The organism is Kitasatospora nipponensis (assembly GCF_039528135.1).
Taxonomy (GTDB): domain Bacteria; phylum Actinomycetota; class Actinomycetes; order Streptomycetales; family Streptomycetaceae; genus Kitasatospora; species Kitasatospora nipponensis.
In genome coordinates this window covers 21821-43989 of the sequence record NZ_BAAALF010000035.1, presented here as the reverse complement: position 1 = coordinate 43989, position 22169 = coordinate 21821, and the positions used below count along the sequence as shown (strand labels likewise).

The window sequence follows — 22169 nt, the reverse complement described above, 5'->3', positions numbered from 1 at the left end:
CCAGCCCGCCGCCGCCGCCCCCCACCAGGGCGGCGGCGCCGGTCCCCGTCAGACCCAGCGCCGACACCAGTTGCTCCACCGTGCGGCGCTGCGGTCGCCCGCGTCGGCCCCGCTCCAACTCCCTGACCGACCGGGCGGACACGCCGGCCGCCTCGGCGAGCTCCTCCTGGGTCAGCCCGGCTGCCCGGCGGAGCTCCCGCAGCAGCTCGCCGAACCCCCTCAACAGTCCACCGCCGCACTCGTACTCATCCGGAGCGAACTCCGTTGTTCGACCAACACACCCTCCCCTGGTGTCCGGACATCACAACAAGTCCCGCACCCGGGGGCGCGGGAGTGTTGAGCCCCCGAACCCTACCCTCCGGTAGAACGGTGGGCGAGCCTACCGGCGGCCGCCGGACCGTGCCCCTCCGTCGCCGTGACGGGCACGCTGACCTTGGCAGCAGAGGCAGCGTCAACTTCCCCATACAGCCGCGGCCACACCAGCAGCCGGGTGAGATGGCGCCCGCGCCACACCCTGGACGCCGTGGTGCCCGGCGTCACCGGAACCCGACCCGCCACCCACGCCCCGGTCCAGGCCGGACGGCCACCGCCGCGCGGTTCGTCCGGCCAAACGTCCGACAGTCCGTCCTGTCTTCTTCCTGGCGCCGATCTCGGGCCTGGTGTTCTGCTTGAACGCGACAAACAACGGGCATCCGCTGCGGCTCCTCAACGCCTGCCGGCCCTTGCCCGAACACCTGTCTGCACGCGCACCGAGGGGGCGGTGATCAGGGTGCTCAGTGTCCTGGGCCTGGAACCTGAAACCGAGGCCGTGTACGCGGCCCTGCTGGGCTGTCCGCAGGCGGACCTGTCGGATCTGCTGGCGATCACACAACTGACGGAACCGGTCGTCCGAGCAGCACTGGACCACCTGGTCGATCGCTCGTTCGCGCGACCATCCCGGGACAACCCGGACAGGCTCCGGGCCGTCAGCCCACAGGTCGCCTTGGACATGATCATCCGTCGGCAGGAAGCCGATCTGGCACGCCGCAGCCAGAAGCTGGCCGCCAACCGGGCAGCCGCCGCCGAGGCGATGGCCTCCTACGGCCACCTCACCCCCAACGTCCCCGTGAACGGAACAGAGCGCCTGGTCGACATGGACACGATCGAGGCCAGGCTCGAGATCCTCGCCACCGAGATGAAGCGGGAGTGCCTGTCGGTCATGCCGGGCGGAGCACAGTCCCAGGCCAGCCTTGACGCCTCACGCCCACTCGACGCCAACGCCCTCGGCCGCGGCATGGCGATCCTCACGCTCTACCAGAACAGCGTCCGCAACGACCCGGCGACCTACGCCTACGCGAAGTGGCTGACCGACTCCGGCGGCGAGGTTCGCACTGCACCCGTCCTGCCACCTCGCATGCTGCTCTTCGACCGCGAAGTCGCCCTGGTCCCCATCGACCCCGGCAATACCAGAGCAGGGGCACTGTGCACCCGTGAGCCGGGCATCGTGGCCTCCCTGGCCAGCATCTACGACCAGGCCTGGGACACGGCCGTCCCCCTCGGCGCAGCGGCGACCCGCGACACCAACACCGGACTCGCCCAGGGAGAAACCGAGCTTCTCGCCCTCCTTGCCGGCGGCATGACCGATGAAGCCGCCGCCAAGCGACTGGGCATCGGGCTGCGCACCGTACGCCGACACATGGCCGGCATCATGGAACGCCTGGATGCCGGCAGCCGCTTCGAAGCCGGGATCAAAGCCGCGCAAAGAGGCTGGCTGTGACCTCGCAGTCGCCGCCGACGTGGGTGCCGGACACGTTCTGCCGCAGCGTCACGAGGATCCCTGCGACCGCTTCTCCGCACTGGGTTGCGCTCTCTCGGCCTGGTCGTCGGCGCTGACAGGCCGGCGAAGCCGCCCGAAGCAAAGGGGGATCGGCCAAGGAGCTCACCCGCGCGATGCGTCGGCCGGGAATCCACCCGTTGCATCCGCGCGGCCGGGTGCCGACCGAACCGGCCCGCGCGATCGCGCTGAGGACGGTCGCGATCGGTGACATCGCGGTGCTGGAGCACCAGCGCGCGACGATCGGCCCGGTCGCCCCCGCCGTCAGACGATCGGCCCGGTCGCCCCCTCCGTCAGTGGGCGAGGGCCTCGACGGGGTCGCGAGCTGCGGCAGCGGCGGATCGCCGAGCCCGCGCTGCCGGGCGTGGGGCATGTGCCCCACCCCGAGAGCCTTCCGTTGATCAAGGTGGCCGGAACCCCCTGACCCGGTGCCTTCAAAAGCCGCGCCCGCGGTCAGGTGAGCGGGAACGAAGGCGGCGCGCGCGGCTGGGCTCTTCGCATCACAGGCACAGGATCTTCCGAGGCCGCCACCGCGAACGATCGAGGCCGTGAGCGGTGCTCGTCGACGGGGCCGCCCACATGCTCCGAAGAAGGCATGAGAGCGCAGAGTGGCACCAAGCTGCCGGGCATTCTGGTGCCACATCGAAACCGTTCCAGACAGCGTGCGTGTCGGGCATTCTTTTCTCAAGGCGCCGACCGGACAACGGAAATCCGGCCAGGCAACTGAGTCAGGAATCCACACGCAAGATTCAACGAAAAGACCGGGGCTGTCATGTCGAAGTCTGTCCGTACCGCCATCGTTGCCCTACTGCTCTTCGGCCCGGCTTTCACCGCCGGATCGGTTGTGTCGACCGCGTTCGCCACTGGTGCCGGATCGAACCAGCCCACGGCCTCAGCAGTGGCAGCGGCCGGTTCCGGCGACACGCCGACGCCGGGACCGGCAGACGGCATCGGCTGGGACTGAGGCCGTGTACCTCGTCCGCCTGGAGCTGGCCAACCCGGAACTGCCACAGCCCAGCCGCACGGACGCCGAGAGGATTCTCGATGTCCTCTGGGCGCACCTCCAGCCCCGGTTCGGAATCGAGCACATACGAGTCCGTGCCGGCCCGGCCGGAATCAATCTCGGGCTCTTCTTCCGCGGCAGCGGAACGGATGCGGCGACGCACTCCTCCACCGCAATAGCACATCTCCTTGCCCGGATCCCGGAGTGGGAGCCGAAAATCCCGCCGTAAGCCGAACTGCCCATGGTCATCCCGGTGGCCCGCCAAACCAGCCTCCAGCCACCGGCACACAAGTCGGCGCCACTTCGCGGCTCCCGACGCTGCAAAGCACGGCAGATCTTCATCCGCTGCCGGCCGGCCGACCCGTCATCCGCGCACAGAGCAGTAAGCCGTGTTCGATGCGCTCGACGGCCTCCCGGTACGGCAGAAGCAGGGCGAAACCCAGCCCTGCCGGTCGCATATCCCTGTCACAACAAGAAGGAGTGTTTCTCATGGCACGATCTGAGTGGGTTTCTCGTGGTCGGCGCTGCCTGCAGGGCAGCCTCGCCGTCGCCGGCATCGCCGCAGTCCTCGCCACCGCGATGCCCGCGGTCCCGGCCTCGGCCGCCACGCTGGACAGCAACCCCCACCACTTGTTCAACGGGTACACGGGCCTGTGCATCGACACGAATGGCGGCGGCCTCGGCCTGGGCGTGAGCCTGAATTCGTGGAACTGCAACACCCGCGACTCCGGGCAGTACTGGACGATCAGCAACCCTACGGGCAAGGGCACGGGCACCATCTCCCCGAAGGATGACAGCCGCCTGTGCCTCGACACCAACGGCGGGAGCCTGAGTGCGGGCGCCCAGCTCGATCTCTGGAAGTGTGACGACAGTCAGGCGGAACAGTGGCAGTACGTCAACGGCCAGCTCAAGCAACCGCTTACCAACATGTGCGCGGACCTCGACCACCAGTCGGGCGCTCCCGGTGCCACCGTGGAGCTGTGGGACTGCTCCGAACCCACCGCCACCTGGAGCCAGTTCGATTTCCCTGTCTTCTAGTGACCCGGCAGCGGGATTCAGCAGCATGATCTGCGCTCACCGCGAGACCCCGGTGGTCAAGCGGCGCGCTACCTTGCGGCTGGGGTCAGAGGTAGGACTACGGGGCCGAGCAGTGAGCACCTGCGGAACCGCCCCGGCGCCGCCGGCGGACTCGCACCGATGAGACGAGCGGCCCGCACCAGCAACTGGTGCGGGCCGCTCGTCGTGTGGGGTCAGTCCTTGGGCGGCACGATCTTGTGACCGCTGCTCAGGTGGGGGCGCAGGGTGTACTCGCCCTCCGGGTTCGGGCGGTGCGGGCCCCCGTCCTCCGGTTCACTCACCCCGATGACGGGCCAGAAGCAGCCCTCGCCGTCCATCACCCAGGCGGCGATCGGCGTGGTGAACGGCTCGAACAGCCCGGACCGCTCGGTCCGCACGCTCCAGCCCGGATTGGCGGGCAGCACCGACACCACCCGATGGTTCTCCACCAGCTGCTTGAAGCCCGGCAGCTTGACCGCCGGGACGAGTCGGCCGCTCTCGTCGCCGACCAGGGCCTCGCCCTTGTCGCTCCACAGCTCCACCACGCCCATGTAGGTCGTGTCCCCGCCGGTGATCTCCGCCGACCAGCCCGTCGGGCTCCACCTCATCGCGATCTCGTTCCCTGTGATCTGTGATCGAGCAATCGGCGGGAACGGTACCCACGGTGATGCGCCGCAAGCCCTGCGTGGGCGACGGGGTTCCGGCCTTAGAACTCCTAACAAAATGGCGTACTGAGGTCGGAAGTCGTTGGCCAACTGAGGCGGAGGTGAGTCAAGATCGCCTCAACTTCGAGGGAGGCGGCATGGTGACGGCTGAGCGGCTGGATCTGACCCTGCTGTGCGATGACGAAGGCAACAGTGTGCGCATCACCGTGCTCGGCCCCTTGCAGGGGGTGGCCGGTGGGCTCTCCGCGGAGATTGTCGTCGACACACCGTTCGTGGCAGGCCGCGTGGCCCTCTCGTTGTGGCGGTCTCGGCTCAACTCGTGGGCCGAGGCCCTGGACCGCCTGGAGGCCGGCGAGGACATCGCCTGGCTACACGTCCAGCGCGGGCCGTCCCTCTACATCCACCTGAACGGCGAGCGTGGCTGCCCCGAGGTGGTCGTTGAAGACGATCTCGTCTCGATGACGACCGTGCGGGTACCCATCGACCTGCCCGACGCCTGGATCGCAACCCATCGGGAACTGCTGGCCGCCGTCCTCGAGGCCTGGGACGGGCACCTGTCACAGGAATGAGCTCAGCCTGCGCCAGCAGATCAGGGAGCACCCGAGGCTGAGCAGGGCCTCGTGAATGTCGTCACGGATCTCCCAGCGGATCCGCAGGCGCCGGAACTGGTGCAGAAGCGCGAACGCGCGCTCGACTACCCACCGATGGACACCCAGGCCGGAGCCGTGTCCGGTGTTCCTACGCGCGATCACGGGCCGGATGCCGAGGTCGCGCACCAGACGCCGGTACTTGTCATGGTCGTAGCCCCGGCCCGCAAGAACCACGTCCGGGCGCTGACGGGGCCTGCCCCGCTTGCCGCGCACCGGCGGGACAGCCTCCAAGAGCGGAATGAGCTGGGTGATGTCGTTGCGGTTGCCACCGGTGAGTGTGAACGCGAGCGGGACGCCGTTGGCGTCGGTGATCAGATGGTGCTTGCTGCCCGCTCTGCCCCGGTCAACTGGGCTTCGTCCCGTCTTGGGGCCCCTTTTAAGGCCCTGACGTGCGACGAGTCCACCGCCGCCCGAGAGAAGTCGAGGGCATCGGCGGCTCGGAGCCTGGCCAGCAAGACCTCGTGCAGCCGCTGCCAGACCCCGGCCTCATGCCACTGCGCCAGGCGACGCCAGCAGGTCATGCCCGAGCCGAACCCCAGCTCCTGCGGCAGGTGCCCCCAGGAGATCCCGGTATGCAGGACGAACAGGACCCCCTGGAGCACCCGGCGGTCGTCCAGGCGCTTCCGCCCCGGGTAGCGCGTCCGACGCTCCACCTTCGGCAGCAGAGGCTCGATCACCGCCCAGAGCTCGTCACTGACTTCCCACGGCTTCAGCCGCGCCATCCTGGCCCCCACAGCATGATCAACCTGACGCCCAGTGGGATCCAACCATGCGGTTGATCATTTTGTTAGGTGTTCTTAGTGCTGCATGCTCCAGATCTGCCAGTCATCGGTGTGCCACGGGCAGGTGTTGAACTGCGCCTGCCCGTAGTTGTAGAGCCATTTCTGGTCGAAGGTCTGCCCGGCATCCAGGCAGGTCTCGTAGGTACCCGCAACGTCGTAGTTGTTCATGAACTGGAAGCTGTTCTGCGGGTTGGGAGACGTGTTGCCCACCCAGGTCATGTCCCACTGCTGCTTGTTGTCCATGTCGTCACAGCTGACCGTTGTGGTCGCAGGGAAGTGGTAGCCGTCGAAGTTCTCGTACACCGAGAGACAGCGCTTGGTCTGAACGTCCTGGAGTTGGACGTTGCTGTAGTAGTTGTTGGTGTCCGGCCACCACGAGGTGACGTTCCACCGCTGGTAGTTGCCGCCGTTGCACGTGCCCAGGTAGACGGAGCCGCCGTAGTTGCTGTCCAGGCACTGGTTGGTGTGGTGGTTGATGATCTGGACGTTGAGCTGGTAGGTGTCCGCGTGCGCCGGCGGTGCGGCGAGAAGGGCGGTGGCGGCGCCCAGCGCGAGTGTGCCCATCCAGGCGACCGGGCGGTGAAGCATTCGGGTGGGGGAAGGCGTGCGTCCGATCGTGGGCATGGGTGTCTCCTGGGCTGTCCGGGACGGGCGCGGGTTGCGGCCTGGGGTGACGTTGACGTGTCCGATGCCTGTCCAACCAGGGGTTTGGACGGTTCTGGACGATCCCGGACATGGTCCGGCGGCACGGGGTGCCTTCCCTGGTCACCCCGAACCGCCGGATCCTCGGTCTGCCGCACAGTACGAGCCTGCGCTGCGCGGCTGGCTGGCTGCCTGGTGCTGCGGGCTGACCCCGCCCAACAGGCGAGCGAGGTGATGGCCGCTTGCCGGGCCCTGGGCACCCGGTTCCTCGTCACGGGCCCGGCCCCCGCTCGTCCGCCGTCCGAGTGGGATCAGCCGTACCAGGAGGCCTCGGTCGGCCGTGACCGGTGCTGGACCTCCCTGCCGGGCATCGCGAACCGCTCGCCGTCCCGGACCAGGACGCTCGCCGGCTCCCCACTGATGCGGCCGGGCAGGGTCACCTCGATCTCGACGGGACGGGGAGGGTCGGTCGGCAGGACCGCGGTCAGCGACCGCACCTGGGCGCCGTGGCCCTGGACGCGCAGGGTCGACACCTCCTTGCCGTCGACCAGGACATCGACCTCCCGGGTCCCGCCCAGGTACACCTCGGCGGTGACCGAACAGCCGGCGTGTTCGCAGTGGAAGTGGTAGTCGCGGCCCATGACCGTCCTCCGATCGCGTCAGCCGGTCCCGGTGCCGTCCTCGCGACGGATCACGCACAGGCCCCAGATGACGAAGCCGCAGATGGCCGCGACGACGATGGACCAGAGCGGGTAGTAGGGGATGGACAGGAAGTTGGCGATGAGCAGCAGCGCTGCCACGGCCACGCCGAGGATCCTGGCCCACAGGGCGAGCCGGAAGAGTCCGATGCCCACGCCGATCGCGAGCACGCCGAGGACCAGGTGGATCCATCCCCAGCTGGTCAGGTTGAACTTGAAGACGTAGTTCGGGGTCCTGACGAAGATGTCGTCCTGGGCGATGGCCATGATCCCGCGGAAGATGCTCAGCAGGCCACCGAGCATGAGCATGACGGCGGCGAAGACGACCAGGCCGCCGGCCAGGGTGTTCGACGTGTCGTCGCGTGTGTTCGTCGCTGAGGACGGTGAGGACGGTGAGGACATCGTGCTACCTCGATTCCTGAGCCCGAGTTCGTTCCGGAGGCCCGAGCGCGAGGACGCCGGTCGGTGCGCGGCGTACACGTGCGCAGTATCGACCCTAGGGACACTCGGGCCCGGGTGCATCTCGGTGCCCCCGGGCCGTCGAACGCGGACCGGACCCGGCCGGGGTGGGCTCCCGGCCGGATCCGGTCGGTTCAGGCCGGCTCTCCCGGGCCCGGGTCCAGGAACTCGCGGATCGCGAACACGGCCAGCACCACGACGACGATCCAGATCACCACGGCCGCCGTCGGGTAGGTCCAGGTCGCGAGGATGACGGCCGCCACCGCGAGGATGGCCACCCCGATCCAGCGCTTGTAGCGGTGCACGAACCGGCCGACCGCCCCGAGCCGCATGCCGTGTCCGGTGGCCACGCCGCGCAGCGCGCCGATGGTCGAGGTGCAGGCGGTGCGGGTCACCACGGCGACCCGGGAGGGGCCGATCAGGAAGGCGCCGGCAGCCGTGACCACGGCGACCGTCCCGACGGCGCGGACACCCGCGCGCAGGAAGCGGATCAGCGCGTCGTAGATCGCTCCGGCGGCGGCCTGGGAGCTGCCCGGCGGCAGGTGGTCGAGGTAGAAGGACCGGAAGATCGTCAGCACGACCCCCAGCAGGAGCATGGCGAGGGCCACCCCGACCGCCGCGCCGATCAGGCCGCGGCGCCGGTTCACGGCGGTGAACACGCCGGCGGCGGCGATCAGCACGGTGATGACGGGCAGCCAGGTGCCCATGATCTCCAGCAGCCGGAGGTACCCCTTGATCTTGCCGATGTCGTTCGAGGCGAACACCACGAAGCTGGTGTGCACCTCGGGGATCTTGGCGGCGGGTCCGAACCCGGAGCTCACCAGCTGGTCCTTGACCTTGGCCACGAACGGCCCGATGTCGATGGTGACCTGGTTGTTCTCCAGCGAGACCGCGCCACCGCCCTGGCCGGTCAGGGCCTTGTCGAGGGTGGAGTGGATCGCCCGGTTGGCGTCGACCCAGAGGCTGGCGAACTGGTCGCTGGTGACCACCTTGCTGACGGTGGTGCTGACCAGCTGGGTCAGGCCGCTGGTGATCGGTCCGCTCAGGCCGCCGATGAGCGTGCCGAGCTGCGGCGGGGCGCCCTGCTCGACGGCGGCCTGGGAGAGCTGGTTCACCACGGCCTTCACGTCGATCTGGGCCAGGACCTCGGAGGTGACCCGGCTGGTGATCGCGGCCTGGACGTCCGGATTGCTCGCCAGCGGCGCGACGGTGGCGACGTAGCGGTTGGTGTCACCGATGATCGAGTTGGTCCAGACGGCGATGACCGAGAGCATCGCGAGGAGCGAGGCGATCACGATCAGGACGACCGAGCCCGACGTCCGCAGGCGGTGGTGCTCCCGGCGCGGCGCCGTGCTGACCTCCAGCGCCGTCAGCCGGTGCCGCAGCTCGTCCAGCTCGCTGCGCTCGCTCGCCGAGAGCTCGTCGCCCCCGGGCGGGCCGGCGGTCGGGCCGCCGGTCGGGCCGTTGTTGGGGCCGTTGCTCGGGCCGCTGCTCGGGCCGCTGCTCGGGCCGCTGGGCGGGCCGCCGGTCGGGTTGTCGTTCGGGCCGTCGGGAGGCTTCCCCTGCCCTGATCGTTCCGGATCCGGTTCGGACGCATCGGCAGGCATCGCACGCTCCCTGGGTCGGCTGTCCTGAAGGTTCGGTCGCCGGTGATGATCGGCACGCCACCTTCAGGGAATGCGCGACGTGTCGGGACCGCCACCGGGAGTGCCCACGCGGGTGACCCGTCCCGAGCCCGGTCGGTCGGAGAATCGCCTCTCTGAGGGGCGACGGATTGCCGTAGGCTCGGCGGATGATCACACCAACTGTCCACCCGCAACCGGCCCTCGGGGCGACTTCGAGCCACTCCGGGCGCTGAGATGCGCCCCACCGTCCACCGGATCACCCCGTACGACCCGGCCCGGCGCGGCGGCCGGAGCCGCCTGCTCGACGACTTCGACGACTTCGACGACTTCGACGCCGCAGAGGAAGCCTGCCGGCAGGCCGTCGCCGCGTTCGCGCGGGACGACGCCGTCCAGTGGCTGACGATCGACAACCCCATGCTCCACGGGTTCGCGCACTTCCACCCGCACCCGGGGCCCGACGACCACGGTCTCGCCGGCCTCTTCCCGCCCGGCCGCCAGGGCTACCACGACGGCGCGCGGGTCCCGCTCGGCGTCGCGCTGGGCCTGGTGGCGACGATGCTGCGGCTGCGGGGCGCCTGGTGCCGGCTGCACGCCGAGGGCGGCTTCTTCGTCCACGTCGGCCACGAGCTGGACGTGTACGTCGGCAGCGCCCGCCCCTGCGAGGACGCCCTGGCCCGCACCCGCGCGCTGGGGCTCATCGTCGAGCGGATCGAGGCCTCCCCGTACGACCCGGCCGCGGACGAGGTCGACGTGGCGCGGCCCGCCGACCGGTCGTTCTGGACCGAACTGGCGGACCTGGTCGCCGCACGCGGCGGCGTGCTCCTGGAGGAGCTCCCGCTCCGCAACGCCTCGCGCTGGCACCGCCTGACCACTGTCGCCGACGTCGAGACGGTCCGGACGGGGATGGGCCCGCGTGCCCGCCTGGCGGTGTGGCCGGACCTGACCCCCGACACCGGCGGGTCACGCGCCGCCCTGAGCCGGCCCGGCCGGCTCGAACTCCTCGTCGTCCAGCAGCCCGGTGGCGAGTTCTTCAGCCGCATCGCCGAGCCGTGGATGATCGAACCGGACGCCGGGGGCCGGACCTGGTACCGCGGTGACCTGGTGACCCTGGTCCCGCTGCTGCCGGCCGACCGCGACCCGCTGCTCGCCGCGGTGCTGCCCGACGACGACGGCGTCGTGCGGGCCCGCTGGCGGAACGACAGCACCCGCGCCGACGACCGCCGCGCCTACCTGCACACCCTGCGCCGCGGCGAGATCGTCAGCGGCGTGGTCTCCGCGACGCCCACCTTCGGCGTCTTCGTCGACTTCGACGACGATCTGGGGCGCGCGGCCGGCTTCATCAACATCCCCGAACTGTCGTGGACGCACATCGACGCCGTCTCCGACGTCGTGACGGTCGGGCAGGAGGTCCGCGTCGAGGTGCTCGCCGTCGACCTGGAACGCGAGCAGGTCGCCCTCTCCCTGCGCTCGGCCCGGGGCGAGGACCCCTGGCGCCTGTGGGCCGACACCGTCCTCGTCGGCCAGGTCGTCCCCGCCACGGTGACCGCGCTGGTGCCGTTCGGCGCGTTCGTCCGCGTGGCCGAGGGCATCGAGGGCCTGGTCCACCTCACCGAGCTGGCACCCCACGAGGTGGCCGCCGCCGAGGAGGTCGTCCAGGTGGGCGACGAGGTGCACGTCCTGCTGCTCGGCGTCGACCTCGAGCGCCGGCGGATCAGCGTCTCGATCAGGCAGGCCGACGAGCTCTTCGGCCCGAACCCGGCCGACGCCGAGTTCCACCCGGCCCGGTACGGCCTGTCCGACGAGCACGACGACACCGGCGCCTACGTCCACCCCGCCGGGTACGACCCGCAGCGCGAGGCGTGGGAACGTCGCTACGCCGAGGCCGAGTCCCGCTTCGAAGCCCACCGCCGCCACGTCATCCGCGCCCGCGCTCGGTAGCCGCGTCGGGCCGGGTCAGGGGGTGGTGGCCGTGGTGGTGATGGCGGCGGCGTGGGCGGCGCCTCGGCCTTGGGCTCGGGCGACGAGGGTGCCCGCGCTGACGCGGACCGCGTACTCGGTGGTGTCGTCGGGGGCCGGGATGCCGAGGGCTGTGGCGAGTTGGGCGCGGTCGTCGAGGACGAGGCGCAGGCGGGGCCAGGCGTCCGGGGGGAAGGCGCGGCGCAGGCAGTGGGTGAAGTCGCCGATCCTGAGGCGGACCAGGCGGCCGGTCTCGACGGGGTCGCCCGTCACCACGGCCACGGTGACCCGGTCGCCCGGGCGGGCGGCGCGGACGATCTCCTCGGCGGCGCCCAGCCGGCTGGTGCCGAGCACCGCGATCACGCCGTCCTCGGCGAACCCGACCGGGCGGCCGGTGATCAGGTCCGGCAGCTCCTCGGGCGCGGTCCACGCGTCGCGGCAGGGGTGGGCGGGGTCGACGTAGGGCAGGTGAGGCGGGTCCCAGGTGTCGGCGAGCGCGAGTGCGTCCAGGTGCGCGCAGGCGTGGGCCACGTCGAAGGGGTCGCCGAGCTCGAGGGCGGGGTCGGCGAGCGGGCCCGGGCCGTTGAGCAGGCGCAGGACCAGCTCGGCCCGCCGGACCTGGCGCGCCCCGGCCCGTCCGCCTGACTCCAGGGCGAGCGCGAGCAGCAGGGCCTCCAGCCGGGTGACCTGGGTGAGCGCGGTGTGGGCCGGCTCGTCGTCGAAGACGCCGGCCAGCTCGCGCAGTCGCACCTGCTGGAGTGCGGCCACGTCGCCGGAGAGGGGCAGCTGTTCGAGCCAGGCCCGCGCGAAGGCGCCCAGCGCCTCGGCCGCGGAGGCTGTGGCCGCCGACGGTACCGGCGGACCGGGCGGGGTCTCGGCGGTGGCGCGGTGCTCGACCAGGTCGAGGAGCACCGCCAGGTAGAGCGCGCGCTTGGTCGGGAAGTTCGAGTACACCGCACCGCGGGTCAGTTCGGCCCGCTCGGCGATCCGGTCGACCTTGGCCTCGACGTACCCGCGCTGGGTGAACTCCGCCCTCGCCGACGCCAGCACAGCCGCGCGGGTGCGCTCCTGCTGCTGGGCCCGAGTCAACCGCGCCATCGTGACGACCTCCCATGCCTGGGGATCAAGATACACGGACCATCCCGATGGGCCGGTCATGTGGGTTCACGGGCCGAGCGGCACCGGTTCGGCCGTGACCTGGCCGGCGATCAGGGCCGCCAGCGGGGTGGCCAGGTCGCGCGGGGAGAAGAGGTCGGGGCCGCGGTGGCCGGCGATCTCCGACAGTCGCCACCAGCGGAAGCCCTCGACGTTCTCGGCGGCTAGCTCGGCGTCGGACATCGTGCCGCGGGGCTGGAACGAGGCGGCGCGGACCAGGAAGTAGTCGTTGATCACCCCGTCGTAGCCCACCGTGTGGTCGGGGTCGATGACCTCCTGGTGCCAGACGTGGGGCGGGTCGGAGTCGATGACGAGTCCGGTCTCCTCGGCCAGTTCCCGGCGCAGGGCGGCGAGTTCGCCCTCGCCGGGCTCGACGCCCCCGCCGGGCGCCGCCCACACCACGATGGTGCCGGTCGGCTGGGGAATGACGAAGCGACAGAGCAGGACGCGGTCGTCCTCGTCGAGAACGATCGCGCGGACCGCGTGACGCAGGTGTACCGAAGCCATGCGGGCATGCTAGCGGGCCGGCGCGCCGATACGGCCCGGTGGGCCACCGTGGTGACGGTGCGTCAGCGCGGTGGCCCACCGATGGGGTCGGCTTCGACGGGGGCTCCGCCGGCCGGTCAGCTCGCGGTGACGGGCCCGGGGATCGGGTTGCCCGGTGCCAGGGCGGCGGCGATCTGCGAGGCGATCACCTCGGCGGTGTTGCCGTCCGGCGAGTTCGGGCCCTTGGTGGTGGAGACGGCGATGGCCAGGTCCTTGCACGGCAGGTAGGCCTGGATCGCCGCGTACCCGGAGAAGGACGGGTTCTGGATGATCCAGCCGTTCTCCACCAGGACGGTGAAGCCGTAGTGCAGCGCCTCGGTGTTGTGCCGGCAGACCGTGTCCGGGCAGGTGTCGGTGGGGCCGCCGAGGCCGACCGTGCCCGGGTCGAGCTGGGTGCGGAAGCCGGCCGCCGAGAGCAGTTCGCCGGTGCCGATGGCCTGCGCGGAGCGGGCCAGGTCGCAGATGTCGGTGGTGAGCACGGCGCCGCGCGCGGTCGTCCACGACGGGTTCCAGAAGGTGGACTCCTCGTAGGTGCCGCGCTCCGAGGTGAAGGCGTGCAGCACCGGGGACGGGATCTCGGGCGTGAAGTTGTTCTGCGTGTTGTGCAGCCCCAGCGGGCTCATCACGCGCTGCTCCAGCAGCTTGTCCAGCGGGGTGCCGGTGATCCGCTCCAGGGCCTCGCCGAGCAGCACGAAGTTGGCGTGCGAGTAGCTCCAGTTGGTGCCCGGGTCGTACCAGAGCGAGTGGCTGAAGGGGTAGGCGAGCACGTCGGCGTCGGTCCACTGGCGGAACGGGTGGGTCGTGAGCTCGGCGAGGAAGTCCGGGTCGGTGACGTAGTCGTGCAGGCCCGAGGTGCTGGAGCCGAGCATCCGCAGGGTGATCCGGTCGGCGTGCGGCACGTTCGGCAGCCAGCGCGAGATCGGGTCGTCCAGGCCCACCACGTGCTCGTCCACCAGTTGCAGCAGCACCGTGCCCATGTAGGCGATGCCCACCGAGCCGGACCGGAAGTGCATGCCCGGCTCGGCCGGTACGCCCGTCATGGACTCGCCGAGCGCGTCGGTGAGGAGGTCCTGGCCGCCTTCGGTGACCTTGAGGGTCACCGAGTTGAGGTCGTTCTGCTCCTTGCCCTGGCGGGCGATGTCGAGCACGGTCCGGCCCGGCCCGGAGGGCGGCTGCGCCGAACGGACGCAGGCGTGCCGGCTGTGGCCGGCGTCGGTGAGGGCGGTGGCGCCCGCGGTGGCCGGAAGGCTGCTGACGATCATGGTGGCGGCGGCGAGGGCGAGGGCCGCTCTGGTGCGTGTCATGCCGCACTATCGTCGGACGGACTGGGCCAAACCGGGCAGGACACTCGGCGCGGTCCTCCGTTCGGCCGACTCCGGCCGGGCCCCGGGCGTCAGGTGGTGCGTTCGGCGGTCATGAGTTCTGTCAGGTAGCGCTTGGTGATGCGGCCGCCGTGGCGGGTGTCGATCAGGTCGGCGATGGCGGCCAGCAGCCCCTCGCGGGCCGGCGCGGGCAGGGCGCGGTGCCCCGAGTAGGTGCGGAGCACCTCCAGGTACGCCTGGGTGGAGTAGGTCAGGTCCCACTCGTAGCGGCGGATCCGCGCCGGGCCGAAGCGGCCGGAGGCGACCAGCTCGGCCTCCCCCGTGGCGATGTCCGCTGCCGGGGACAGCCGCAGGCCGGGCGGCGTCGCCGGGTCGAAGTGCTCGTAGAGGGGCTGGGTCCGGGCGAAGAAGTTCTCGCTGCCGCCCTTGACGTGGTGGGTGGAGACGACGGCCAGGGTGCCCGAGGGGCGCAGCGCGTCGGCCGCCTTCACCAGGCGCACCGCGGGGTCGACCCAGTGCAGGGCCGTCGCCGCGAACACCAGGTCGAAGGGCTCCGGCGGCAGCGGCCACTGCTCGAAGGCGCGGACCACGACCTCCGCGTTCGGGTACGGCGCCAGGTTCCGCCGCGCCACCCGCGCCATCTGCGGGCCGAGTTCCACGGCGGTGATCCGGCAGCCGGACGCCGCCAGCGGCACCGTCGCCTGGCCGGTGCCGCACCCGATCTCCAGGACCCGGCGGCCCGGACCGAGCGTGGTGCGGGCCGCCAGGTCCTCGTACAGCCGGCGGGGATAGCCGGGGCGCGCCCGGTCGTAGAGCTCCGCGTCCTCGGTGAAGGTGGCGCGGAGTCGCTCGCGGCTGGTCTCGGTCATGGATCAGGGAGAGTAGTCGGGCTGACGAGCCGTCACCACTGCATTTCCGGCCCGGTGGCGGAGCGGCCCGGGTGGCGCCAGGGGCCGCGCGTGGTCATCGCCGGGCCCACTCCTCGGCCAGCAGGGCGTAGGAGCGGACCCGGTCCCGGTGCTGATGGGTGATGGTGGTGATGATCAGCTCATCGGCACCGGTGGCGTCGCGCAGAGTCTCCAGCTGGTCGGCGACCTGCCGGGGCGAGCCGACGAACTGGGTCTCCGTGCGGTCCGCGACCAGGGCCCGGTCCTCCTCGGTCCAGGCGTGTGCGCGGGCCTCGTCGGGGGTGGGGAAGCGGATGGCGCCCTCGCCGCTGCGGATGCTGCGCACCCACAGGCCGTACCCGGTGGCCAACTCCCGTGCGGTGGCCTCGTCCTCGGCGACGACCACGTCGGCGGAGACGCTGAGGTAGGGGCGGTCCCGGTCGGCGGAGGGGGTGAACGCCGCACGGTAGCTCTCGGCGGCCTCCAGCACGGTGGCCGGGCTGACGTGGTAGTTCGCGGCGAAGCGCAGGCCGCCCGCGCCGGCGATCTCGGCGCTGATCCCGCCGCTGCTGCCGAGGATCCAGACCTGGAGGTCGGCCCCCTCGCCGGGCACGACGTGCGCCTCGACCCCGTCGGCGGAGACGTAGCTGCCGGCCAGCAGGGCCAGGATGTCGGCGATCTGCTCGTCGTAGGGCTGGGACTCCGCCCCCGGCTGCTGGAGCAGGGTGCGGTGCAGGGCGAAGCGCGGGGAGTCCAGCAGGTGCGCGAAGGAGAACCGGGCCGGGATCCGCAGGCCGCCCAGGGTGCGGCCGCCGTCCCGGGCGGTCGCCGCGCCCACCAGCGCGGGTTCCCGGTCGGCGGGTGCCTGCCGCGGGTCCGCCGGTGCCTGCGGATCGGCCGGTGCCTGAGGATCGGCCGGCGCGGGCCGGCCGCCGGAGCGGCCCAGGCCCAGGTCGAAGCGGCCGGGGTGCAGCGCGTCGAGCAGCCCGAACTCCTCGACGGTGGACAGCGCGGTGCGGTGCCCGAGTTGGACCGCCCCGGCCCCCAGCCGGATGGTCGAGGTCGCGGCCGCGGTGAGCGCGAGGACGACGGCGGGGGAGGTGCCCGCCACCCCGGGGTTGAGGTGGTGCTCGGCGAACCAGTAGCGCGCGTAGCCCAGTTGTTCGGCCTGCCGGGCCAGGTCGATGCTGTTGCGCAGCGCCTGTGGCGCGGTGGAACCGGAGGAGATCGGCACGAGGTCGAGAACCGTGAGCGGGGTGTCGGTCATGGCGGGGTTCCTGTCAGTGGGGCACGGACGCGGGCGGGTTCGACGCGGTGGCCGGGCCGGTGTGGGCCCGGGCAGGCTCGCCGAGCCCGAGGTGGTCGCGCAGGGTGTCGCCCTGGTACTCGGTGCGGAACACCCCCCGCTCCTGGAGCAGCGGGACGACGGTGTCGGCGAACTCGTCCAGGCCGCCGGGCGTCAGGTGCGGGGCGAGGATGAACCCGTCGCTGCCGTCGGCCTGCACGAACGCGTTGAGCGCCTCGGCGACGTGCGCCGGGGTGCCGACGAAGGACTGCCGTCCGGTGACCTCGATGACCAGCTCCCGGATCGAGAGGCTCTTGGCCTCGGCCAGCGCGCGCCACTGGTCGGCGACGGCGAGCGGGTCGCGGTGCATCCGCACCGAGGCCCGGCCGCGGGCGACGGTGTGCTCGCCGAGCAGCGGGTCCACGGTCGGCAGCGGACCGTCGGGGTCGTAGCCGCTGAGGTCACGGTTCCAGAGCTGCTCCAGGAGCTTGATCGCGCTCTGGCCGCTCACCTGCTGACGGCGGATCAGCTCGGCCTTCTGCTGTGCCTCGGCGTCGGTGTCGCCCAGGACGAAGGTGACGGCGGGCAGGATCTTCAGGGCGTCGGGGGAGCGGCCGTAGCGGGCGAGGCGTGCCTTGACGTCGGCGTAGAAGGCCTGGCCCGCCTCCAGCGTGCCGTGCCGACTGAAGATGGCGTCGGCGGACGAGGCGGCGAACTCCCGGCCCTGCTCGGAGTCGCCCGCCTGGAAGACCACCGGTCGCCCCTGCGGGCTGCGCGGCACGGTGAACCGGCCGGTGATGTCGAACTGGCTGTCGTGGTGCTCGAACCGGCCGGCCCGCGGGTCGCCCAGGAAGACGCCGGAGGCCTTGTCCGCGACGATCTCGTCGCCCCGCCAGGAGTCGAACAACTCCCAGGTCGCGGCCAGGAACTGGCGGGCCCGCTGGTAGCGGTCCCGCTCCGCCAGGAACCCGCCGCGGCGGAAGTTCTCGCCGGTGAACTCGTCCCAGGAGGTGACGACGTTCCAGGCCGCGCGCCCGGCCGACAGGTGGTCCAGGGAGGCGAACTGGCGGGCCACCTCGTAGGGTTCGTTGAAGGTGGAGTTGATGGTCCCGGCCAGGCCGAGCCGGTCGGTGACGGCGGCCAGCGCGGCCAGCACGGTGAAGGTGTCCGGCCGTCCCACCACGTCCAGGTCGTAGATCTCCCCGTTCTGCTCGCGCAGCCGCAACCCCTCGGCCAGGAAGAGGAAGTCGAACCTGGCGCGTTCGGCGGTCCGGGCGAGGTGGACGAAGGAGCTGAAGTCGATCTGGCTGCCGGCGGCCGGGTCGCTCCACACGGTGGTGTTGTTCACGCCCGGGAAGTGCGCGGCGAGATGGATCTGCTTGACGGGCTTGCTCATGGCGCGTGCGGTCCTTCCGGCTCAGACGGAGGTGTAGCGGTTGGCGGGGCGCGGCAGGCCGAGCAGCCCGCGCAGGGTGGGCGCCTCGTAGGCGGTGCGGAAGGCGCCGCGGCGCTGCAGCTCGGGCACCAGACGGCGGGTGATCTGCTCCAGGTCGTGCGGCAGGACGGCCGGCCGCAGGCGGAAGCCGGTGAGGCCGCTGCGCTGCAACTCCTCCAGGAGGTCCGCGAGTTCGACGGCGGTGCCGGTGAAGAACAGCGCGTCGCCGGGGTGGTCGGCGCCGGCCCGCTCGTCCAGGCGGGCCTTGCGGTCGGCGGCGGCGCCGGGCGTGTCGTCGAGGAGGACCACCAGGTCGCCGAAGACGTGCACCGTCTCGTCGGCCCGGCCCGCGGCGGCCTGGGCCTCGCGGATGTCGGCGACGATCGACCGGGCCTGCCCGGCGTCCTGCGGGGTGACGAAGCCCAGGTCGGCCGAGCGGCCGACCAGCCGGAAGGGCTCGTCGCGGTGCGCCAGCGCGGCGACGACGGGCTGGCCCTGCGGCGGGCGCGGGGTGATCGAGGGCCCGCGGACGCTGAACCTGCTGCCCTCGAAGTCGATGTAGTGCAGCTTGGCGCGGTCGACGAAGCGGCCGGTGGCCACGTCGCGGATCTCGGCGTCGTCCTCCCAGCTGTCCCAGAGCCGTCGCAGGACCTCGACGTAGTCGGCCGCCTCGGCGAAGAGGTCCCGGACCAGGTCCCGCTGCGCCGGCGAGTCGAGGTCCTCGATCCGCAGGGGTGGCAGCGAACGGCGTCCGAAGTGCGCGGCCTCGTCGGGGCGGCCGGAGACCCTGACCTGGACCCCGGCGCGCCCGGAGCTCACATGGTCGAGGGTGGCGATCGCCTTGGAGAGGTGGAACGGCTCGGTGTGGGTGACCACGGCGGCCGGGATCAGGCCGATCCGCCGGGTCAGCGGTGCGACCCGGGCGGCGATCAGGACCGCGTCCAGCCGGCCGCGCACCTGGTCGGTCCGCTCGTCGGGCTCGAGGGGGAGGGCGGACTGCAGTCCCAGCGAGTCCTCGATGGTCACCAGGTCCAGCAGGCCGCGCTCGGCCTCGGTGACCAGGTCGGCCCAGTAGCGGGCGGTGAACAGCTCGTCGGGCCGCGCCTCGGGCTCGCGCCAGGCCGCGGGATGCCAGCCGGCGCCGTCCAGGGCCACGGCCAGGTGCAGGGGTGATGGGGTGTCGGGCACGGGTGTTCCGCTTCCTGTTCGGGGGGCTGTCGCCGCGCTGTCGCGGGCTGCTTCGGCACGGCCCGCGCGCTGCCGCGGCGCTGCCCGTGCGTGGTCCCCGCGCCGGCCCGCGCCGCCGGCTCGGCCGGCGACGTGGCACCGCGAACGAAGCCGCTGCCACGGGTAGTTGGCACGGCGGGTTGAGGCCGGGCGGGGCGGGGGTGCGGGTGTAGGCAGGGGTGCGGGCTAGGCGGCGGGCCGGGACGTGCCGACGGGCCGCACCAGGGCGTACGCCTACGCCGGACAGAGCGCGGTGGCGACCCGCTGCAGATCGATGTGACGCCGCGAGTACCTGGTGGTGACCCGGCACCGGGCGTCGACCGTGATGACCGCGAACCGCTCAGGGGTCTGCCGCACCGCCGTCACCTCCGTCCCGATCCGCTCGCCACCGCGAGCCCGCGCTTGCGGCACCGTCCTCGGCACCGCCTGGTCGTCACCTGGAGCACCCCGCCGCTTGGAGGAGGGTTGCCGTGCAGCAAGCCAGGGCTTGACGCTGACACTCATGACCTGGCTGCACCGTAACCCGACACCGGCGTTCGGCACAATCCTGAACAGGCCGAACAGCGATTCAGCAGGCCTGCCGGTCAAGGCACTTGGGCCACGACCGTCGGGGCGTTGACATTCCTCGCGCGGTGCGCCTACCTTGACCGACCAGCGACCGAAGGAGATTCGGTTCGGTGAGTGCGAGGCCCCGCTGCGGGCGGAACGGCGACGGTGACGGCGATGTACGCAGGTCCGGGGATGGCCGCATGGCGCCGCCACGGTCGCGCCGCGGCGTTCCTGAGTCGCCACATCGACCTGCTCCGGGTCAGCAGCGCCCTCTGTCGGGGCTGACGGCCTCCTGACGCACGCCTTCCGCGGCGTGCTCTCCCCGTCCATGGCCACCCGCGTCGTGGCGTGCCCCGGAACGCCCCGGGTGACTTCGCCCCCGTCGCCTCGCAGGTCAACTCGCCCGGCCTGCCGAGCACCAACTCCTGACGGAGCGTCAGCATGCCTACCAGTACCCGCCCTCCGCAGTCGGCGTGCCCGCTCGCGCCGCACCTCCTGGACAACCCCTCCTGGGCCGCGCTCACCGGCCCGCACGCCCGGTTCGCCGAGCGCGTCGGCCGGGCCGCCCGCTACCCGACGGACGTCTCCCCGTTCACCGCCCTCGCCGATCCGCAGGACCCCCGCGCCTGGGAGGACCTCGCCGCCCTGGTCGGACCGGGAACGCTCACCCCGGTCAGTGGGACGACCACGCCACCGCACGCGTGGCAGGTCGTGGACCTGATCGCCGGTGTCCAACTGGTCGACACCGCACTGCGGGCCGAGCCGGCGCCGGAGGCGGTGCACCTGGGCCCCGACGACGTGCCCGAGATCCTCGACCTGATCGCCCGTACCCAGCCGGGCCCGTTCCTGCCGCGCACCATCGAGCTCGGCCGGTACCTGGGCCTGCGGCACGATGGGCGGCTCGTCGCCATGGCCGGCGAGCGGTTGCGGCCGCCGGGCTGGACGGAGATCAGCGCGGTCTGCACCGACCCGGACCACCGTGGCCGGGGGCTGGCCACCCGGCTGGTCCGCGCGGTGGCGGCGGGCATCAGGGACCGCGGGGACACCCCGTTCCTGCACACCGCGGCCGCGAACGCCCGCGCCATCCGGCTCTACGAGTCGATCGGATTCACCCTGCGGCGGCGCACCGCCTTCCTGCTGGTCCGCACCCCGAACGGGCCGTGCTGACGGGCGGCTTCACGGCGGCGGGCAGCCGCCGGCGCAGCGGTTCGAACAGGGATTTGACGCGCGGGCCGATCACCACGCATAGTGCCCGCATGGCTGGATTTCTGGTGACTCGCAGGCACATCGACCTGCGCCGCGTGACGGCGACGAGCTGTCGCGCCGGTCGCTGACCCCATCCGCGGGCGTGCGCTGACGCCGCCTGCGACCGTCCCGCCCCTCGGCCGCCCGCTCGGCCCACCCTTCACCCATCACCCTGCCGCGTAGGGCCGTTCGCCCCTGCCGCCGTGCCCGTGCTCCGCTGACCGCTCCCTCGACCGGTCCGTCGACGCCCGGGCGGGTCCGGCATGCGCCCGGCCGCGCGCCACCCTGTCCTCAGGAGCTCCCGTGCGTTCCCGCACCGTCCTCGCCACCCTCACCGCCGTCGCCTCGCTGCTGTCGGTCGCCGCCTGCGGCAGCAGCTCGTCCACGAGCTCGGCCGGCAACCCGTACCAGCTCACCGAGGCCGGCACGATCCACGTCGGCACGCTCTCCGACGCCCCGCCGAACGTCTACCTCAAGGACGGCAAGTTCACCGGCTTCGACAACGACCTGTTCACCGCGGTCGCCGCCAAGGTCGGGCTCAAGGTGCAGTTCGCCTCGACCGACTTCTCGGCGCTGCTCTCCCAGGTCGCCAACCACAAGTTCGACGTGGGCAGTTCGTCCATCACCATCACCGAGGCCCGGAAGAAGACGGTCGACTTCAGCAACGGCTACGACTTCGGCTACTTCGGCCTCGACGTCCCCGCCGGCTCCCCGCTCGCCGACTTCGACCAGCTCGCGGGCAAGCGGGTGGTGGTCGTCCAGGGCACAGTGCAGGACGACTACGCGACCAAGAACAACCTGAACCCGGTGCGGGTGCCCGACTACAACAGCGCCATCAACCAGCTGAAGGCCGGCATGGCGGAGGCCTGGATCTCGCCCGCCGAGATCGGCGAGAAGAGCGCCGCGGACAGCGGTGGCAAGGTGGTCCTCGCGCAGAAGCGGCTCAGCCCCGCGCCGACCGCCTTCGCGGTGGCGCACGACCGCCCCAAGCTGCTGGAGGCGCTCAACAAGGGCCTCGACGAGGTGATCGCCGACGGCACCTGGACCAGGCTGCAGGAGCAGTACTACCCGGGACGCCCGGTGCCGGCCGACTTCAAGCCCGGCAACGGGTCGGTCACCTTCCCGCCGGTCACCGGGGCCGGCGCCTCGCCGACCTCGACCCCCTGACC

22 protein-coding genes and 1 riboswitch are annotated in these 22169 nt (G+C 71.8%); of the genes, 7 read left to right on the top strand and 15 right to left on the bottom strand.

All coding sequences use genetic code 11. The features are described 5' to 3' along the window. A partial coding sequence (locus ABD323_RS13055; RefSeq protein WP_344441597.1) for a helix-turn-helix domain-containing protein occupies positions 1 to 223 on the bottom strand: 223 nt, incomplete at its 3' end. A gap of 546 nt (positions 224 to 769) precedes the next feature. Between ABD323_RS13055 and ABD323_RS13050 the strand changes: the two genes are divergently transcribed. The 3 genes from ABD323_RS13050 (at position 770) to ABD323_RS13040 (ending at position 3854) form a co-directional block, all read left to right on the top strand. Continuing rightward, the gene (locus ABD323_RS13050) at positions 770 to 1756 is read left to right on the top strand and encodes a LuxR C-terminal-related transcriptional regulator (RefSeq protein WP_344441596.1); all 987 of its coding nucleotides are present in this window, start codon (positions 770 to 772) and stop codon (positions 1754 to 1756) included. Positions 1757 to 2781: 1025 nt separating this feature from the next. Then, the gene (locus ABD323_RS13045; protein WP_344441595.1) at positions 2782 to 3045 is read left to right on the top strand and encodes a hypothetical protein; all 264 of its coding nucleotides are present in this window, start codon (positions 2782 to 2784) and stop codon (positions 3043 to 3045) included. A 260-nt stretch (positions 3046 to 3305) separates the two neighbouring features. After that, entirely contained in the window at positions 3306 to 3854 is a 549-nt protein-coding gene (locus ABD323_RS13040) for an RICIN domain-containing protein (RefSeq protein ID WP_344441594.1), read from the top strand. 212 nt (positions 3855 to 4066) lie between these two features. Here the strand turns inward: ABD323_RS13040 and ABD323_RS13035 are convergent, their stop codons facing one another. Next, positions 4067 to 4480: a hypothetical protein gene (locus ABD323_RS13035; RefSeq protein WP_344441593.1), complete on the bottom strand. Its 414-nt coding sequence runs from the start codon at positions 4478 to 4480 to the stop codon at positions 4067 to 4069. 194 nt (positions 4481 to 4674) lie between these two features. Here ABD323_RS13035 and ABD323_RS13030 point away from each other — a divergent pair, with 194 nt between their 5' ends. Next, positions 4675 to 5106: a DUF5959 family protein gene (locus ABD323_RS13030; protein ID WP_344441592.1), complete on the top strand. Its 432-nt coding sequence runs from the start codon at positions 4675 to 4677 to the stop codon at positions 5104 to 5106. Here the strand turns inward: ABD323_RS13030 and ABD323_RS13025 are convergent. From ABD323_RS13025 to ABD323_RS13005, 5 genes are all read right to left on the bottom strand, one after another. Further along, positions 5095 to 5909, bottom strand: a protein-coding gene (locus ABD323_RS13025) for an IS5 family transposase (RefSeq protein ID WP_344441591.1) whose coding sequence is annotated in 2 segments (ribosomal slippage) — positions 5095 to 5567 and positions 5567 to 5909 — 816 coding nt in all. Because the reading frame shifts where the segments join, the coding sequence is not laid out codon by codon here. The two genes, ABD323_RS13030 and ABD323_RS13025, sit on opposite strands and share 12 nt — an antisense overlap. 75 nt (positions 5910 to 5984) lie before the next feature. Continuing rightward, on the bottom strand, positions 5985 to 6533 hold the full coding sequence (locus ABD323_RS13020; protein ID WP_344441590.1) for an RICIN domain-containing protein: 549 nt from the start codon (positions 6531 to 6533) through the stop codon (positions 5985 to 5987). A 389-nt stretch (positions 6534 to 6922) separates the two neighbouring features. Further along, entirely contained in the window at positions 6923 to 7252 is a 330-nt protein-coding gene (locus tag ABD323_RS13015; protein WP_344441589.1) for a hypothetical protein, read from the bottom strand. Between the two features lie 18 nt (positions 7253 to 7270). After that, a complete protein-coding gene (locus ABD323_RS13010; protein ID WP_344441588.1) occupies positions 7271 to 7711 on the bottom strand; it encodes a DUF7144 family membrane protein in 441 nt (146 codons plus the stop codon). Positions 7712 to 7902: 191 nt separating this feature from the next. After that, positions 7903 to 9375, bottom strand: coding sequence for a hypothetical protein (locus tag ABD323_RS13005; RefSeq protein ID WP_344441587.1), 1473 nt, complete (start codon positions 9373 to 9375; stop codon positions 7903 to 7905). A 252-nt stretch (positions 9376 to 9627) separates the two neighbouring features. Here ABD323_RS13005 and ABD323_RS13000 point away from each other — a divergent pair, with 252 nt between their 5' ends. After that, positions 9628 to 11331 carry a S1 RNA-binding domain-containing protein gene (locus ABD323_RS13000; protein ID WP_344441586.1) on the top strand — a complete coding sequence of 568 codons (1704 nt, stop codon included), beginning with the start codon at positions 9628 to 9630 and terminating at the stop codon, positions 11329 to 11331. 15 nt (positions 11332 to 11346) lie between these two features. Here the strand turns inward: ABD323_RS13000 and ABD323_RS12995 are convergent, their stop codons facing one another. From ABD323_RS12995 to ABD323_RS12960, 8 genes are all read right to left on the bottom strand, one after another. Further along, positions 11347 to 12447: a TetR family transcriptional regulator gene (locus ABD323_RS12995; protein WP_344441585.1), complete on the bottom strand. Its 1101-nt coding sequence runs from the start codon at positions 12445 to 12447 to the stop codon at positions 11347 to 11349. A gap of 66 nt (positions 12448 to 12513) precedes the next feature. Continuing rightward, on the bottom strand, positions 12514 to 13011 hold the full coding sequence (locus tag ABD323_RS12990) for an NUDIX domain-containing protein (protein ID WP_344441584.1): 498 nt from the start codon (positions 13009 to 13011) through the stop codon (positions 12514 to 12516). A gap of 116 nt (positions 13012 to 13127) precedes the next feature. Continuing rightward, the gene (locus ABD323_RS12985) at positions 13128 to 14354 is read right to left on the bottom strand and encodes a serine hydrolase domain-containing protein (protein ID WP_344441583.1); all 1227 of its coding nucleotides are present in this window, start codon (positions 14352 to 14354) and stop codon (positions 13128 to 13130) included. An 89-nt stretch (positions 14355 to 14443) separates the two neighbouring features. Continuing rightward, positions 14444 to 15241, bottom strand: a complete 798-nt coding sequence (locus ABD323_RS12980; protein ID WP_344441582.1) for a class I SAM-dependent methyltransferase — start codon at positions 15239 to 15241, stop codon at positions 14444 to 14446. A gap of 94 nt (positions 15242 to 15335) precedes the next feature. After that, on the bottom strand, positions 15336 to 16526 hold the full coding sequence (locus ABD323_RS12975; RefSeq protein ID WP_344441581.1) for an LLM class flavin-dependent oxidoreductase: 1191 nt from the start codon (positions 16524 to 16526) through the stop codon (positions 15336 to 15338). A gap of 13 nt (positions 16527 to 16539) precedes the next feature. Further along, on the bottom strand, positions 16540 to 17940 hold the full coding sequence (locus ABD323_RS12970) for an NtaA/DmoA family FMN-dependent monooxygenase (protein ID WP_344441580.1): 1401 nt from the start codon (positions 17938 to 17940) through the stop codon (positions 16540 to 16542). Between the two features lie 21 nt (positions 17941 to 17961). Next, positions 17962 to 19167, bottom strand: a complete 1206-nt coding sequence (locus tag ABD323_RS12965; RefSeq protein WP_344441579.1) for an LLM class flavin-dependent oxidoreductase — start codon at positions 19165 to 19167, stop codon at positions 17962 to 17964. Positions 19168 to 19440: 273 nt separating this feature from the next. After that, entirely contained in the window at positions 19441 to 19563 is a 123-nt protein-coding gene (locus ABD323_RS12960) for a putative leader peptide (RefSeq protein ID WP_344441578.1), read from the bottom strand. A 36-nt stretch (positions 19564 to 19599) separates the two neighbouring features. Continuing rightward, positions 19600 to 19714, bottom strand: a riboswitch (SAM riboswitch). 482 nt (positions 19715 to 20196) lie between these two features. On the opposite strand from ABD323_RS12960, the gene ABD323_RS12955 reads away from it, so the two are divergent. Further along, positions 20197 to 20922 carry a GNAT family N-acetyltransferase gene (locus ABD323_RS12955; RefSeq protein ID WP_344441575.1) on the top strand — a complete coding sequence of 242 codons (726 nt, stop codon included), beginning with the start codon at positions 20197 to 20199 and terminating at the stop codon, positions 20920 to 20922. 381 nt (positions 20923 to 21303) lie between these two features. Then, entirely contained in the window at positions 21304 to 22167 is an 864-nt protein-coding gene (locus ABD323_RS12950; protein WP_344441574.1) for an ABC transporter substrate-binding protein, read from the top strand. Positions 22168 to 22169 lie beyond the last annotated feature (2 nt).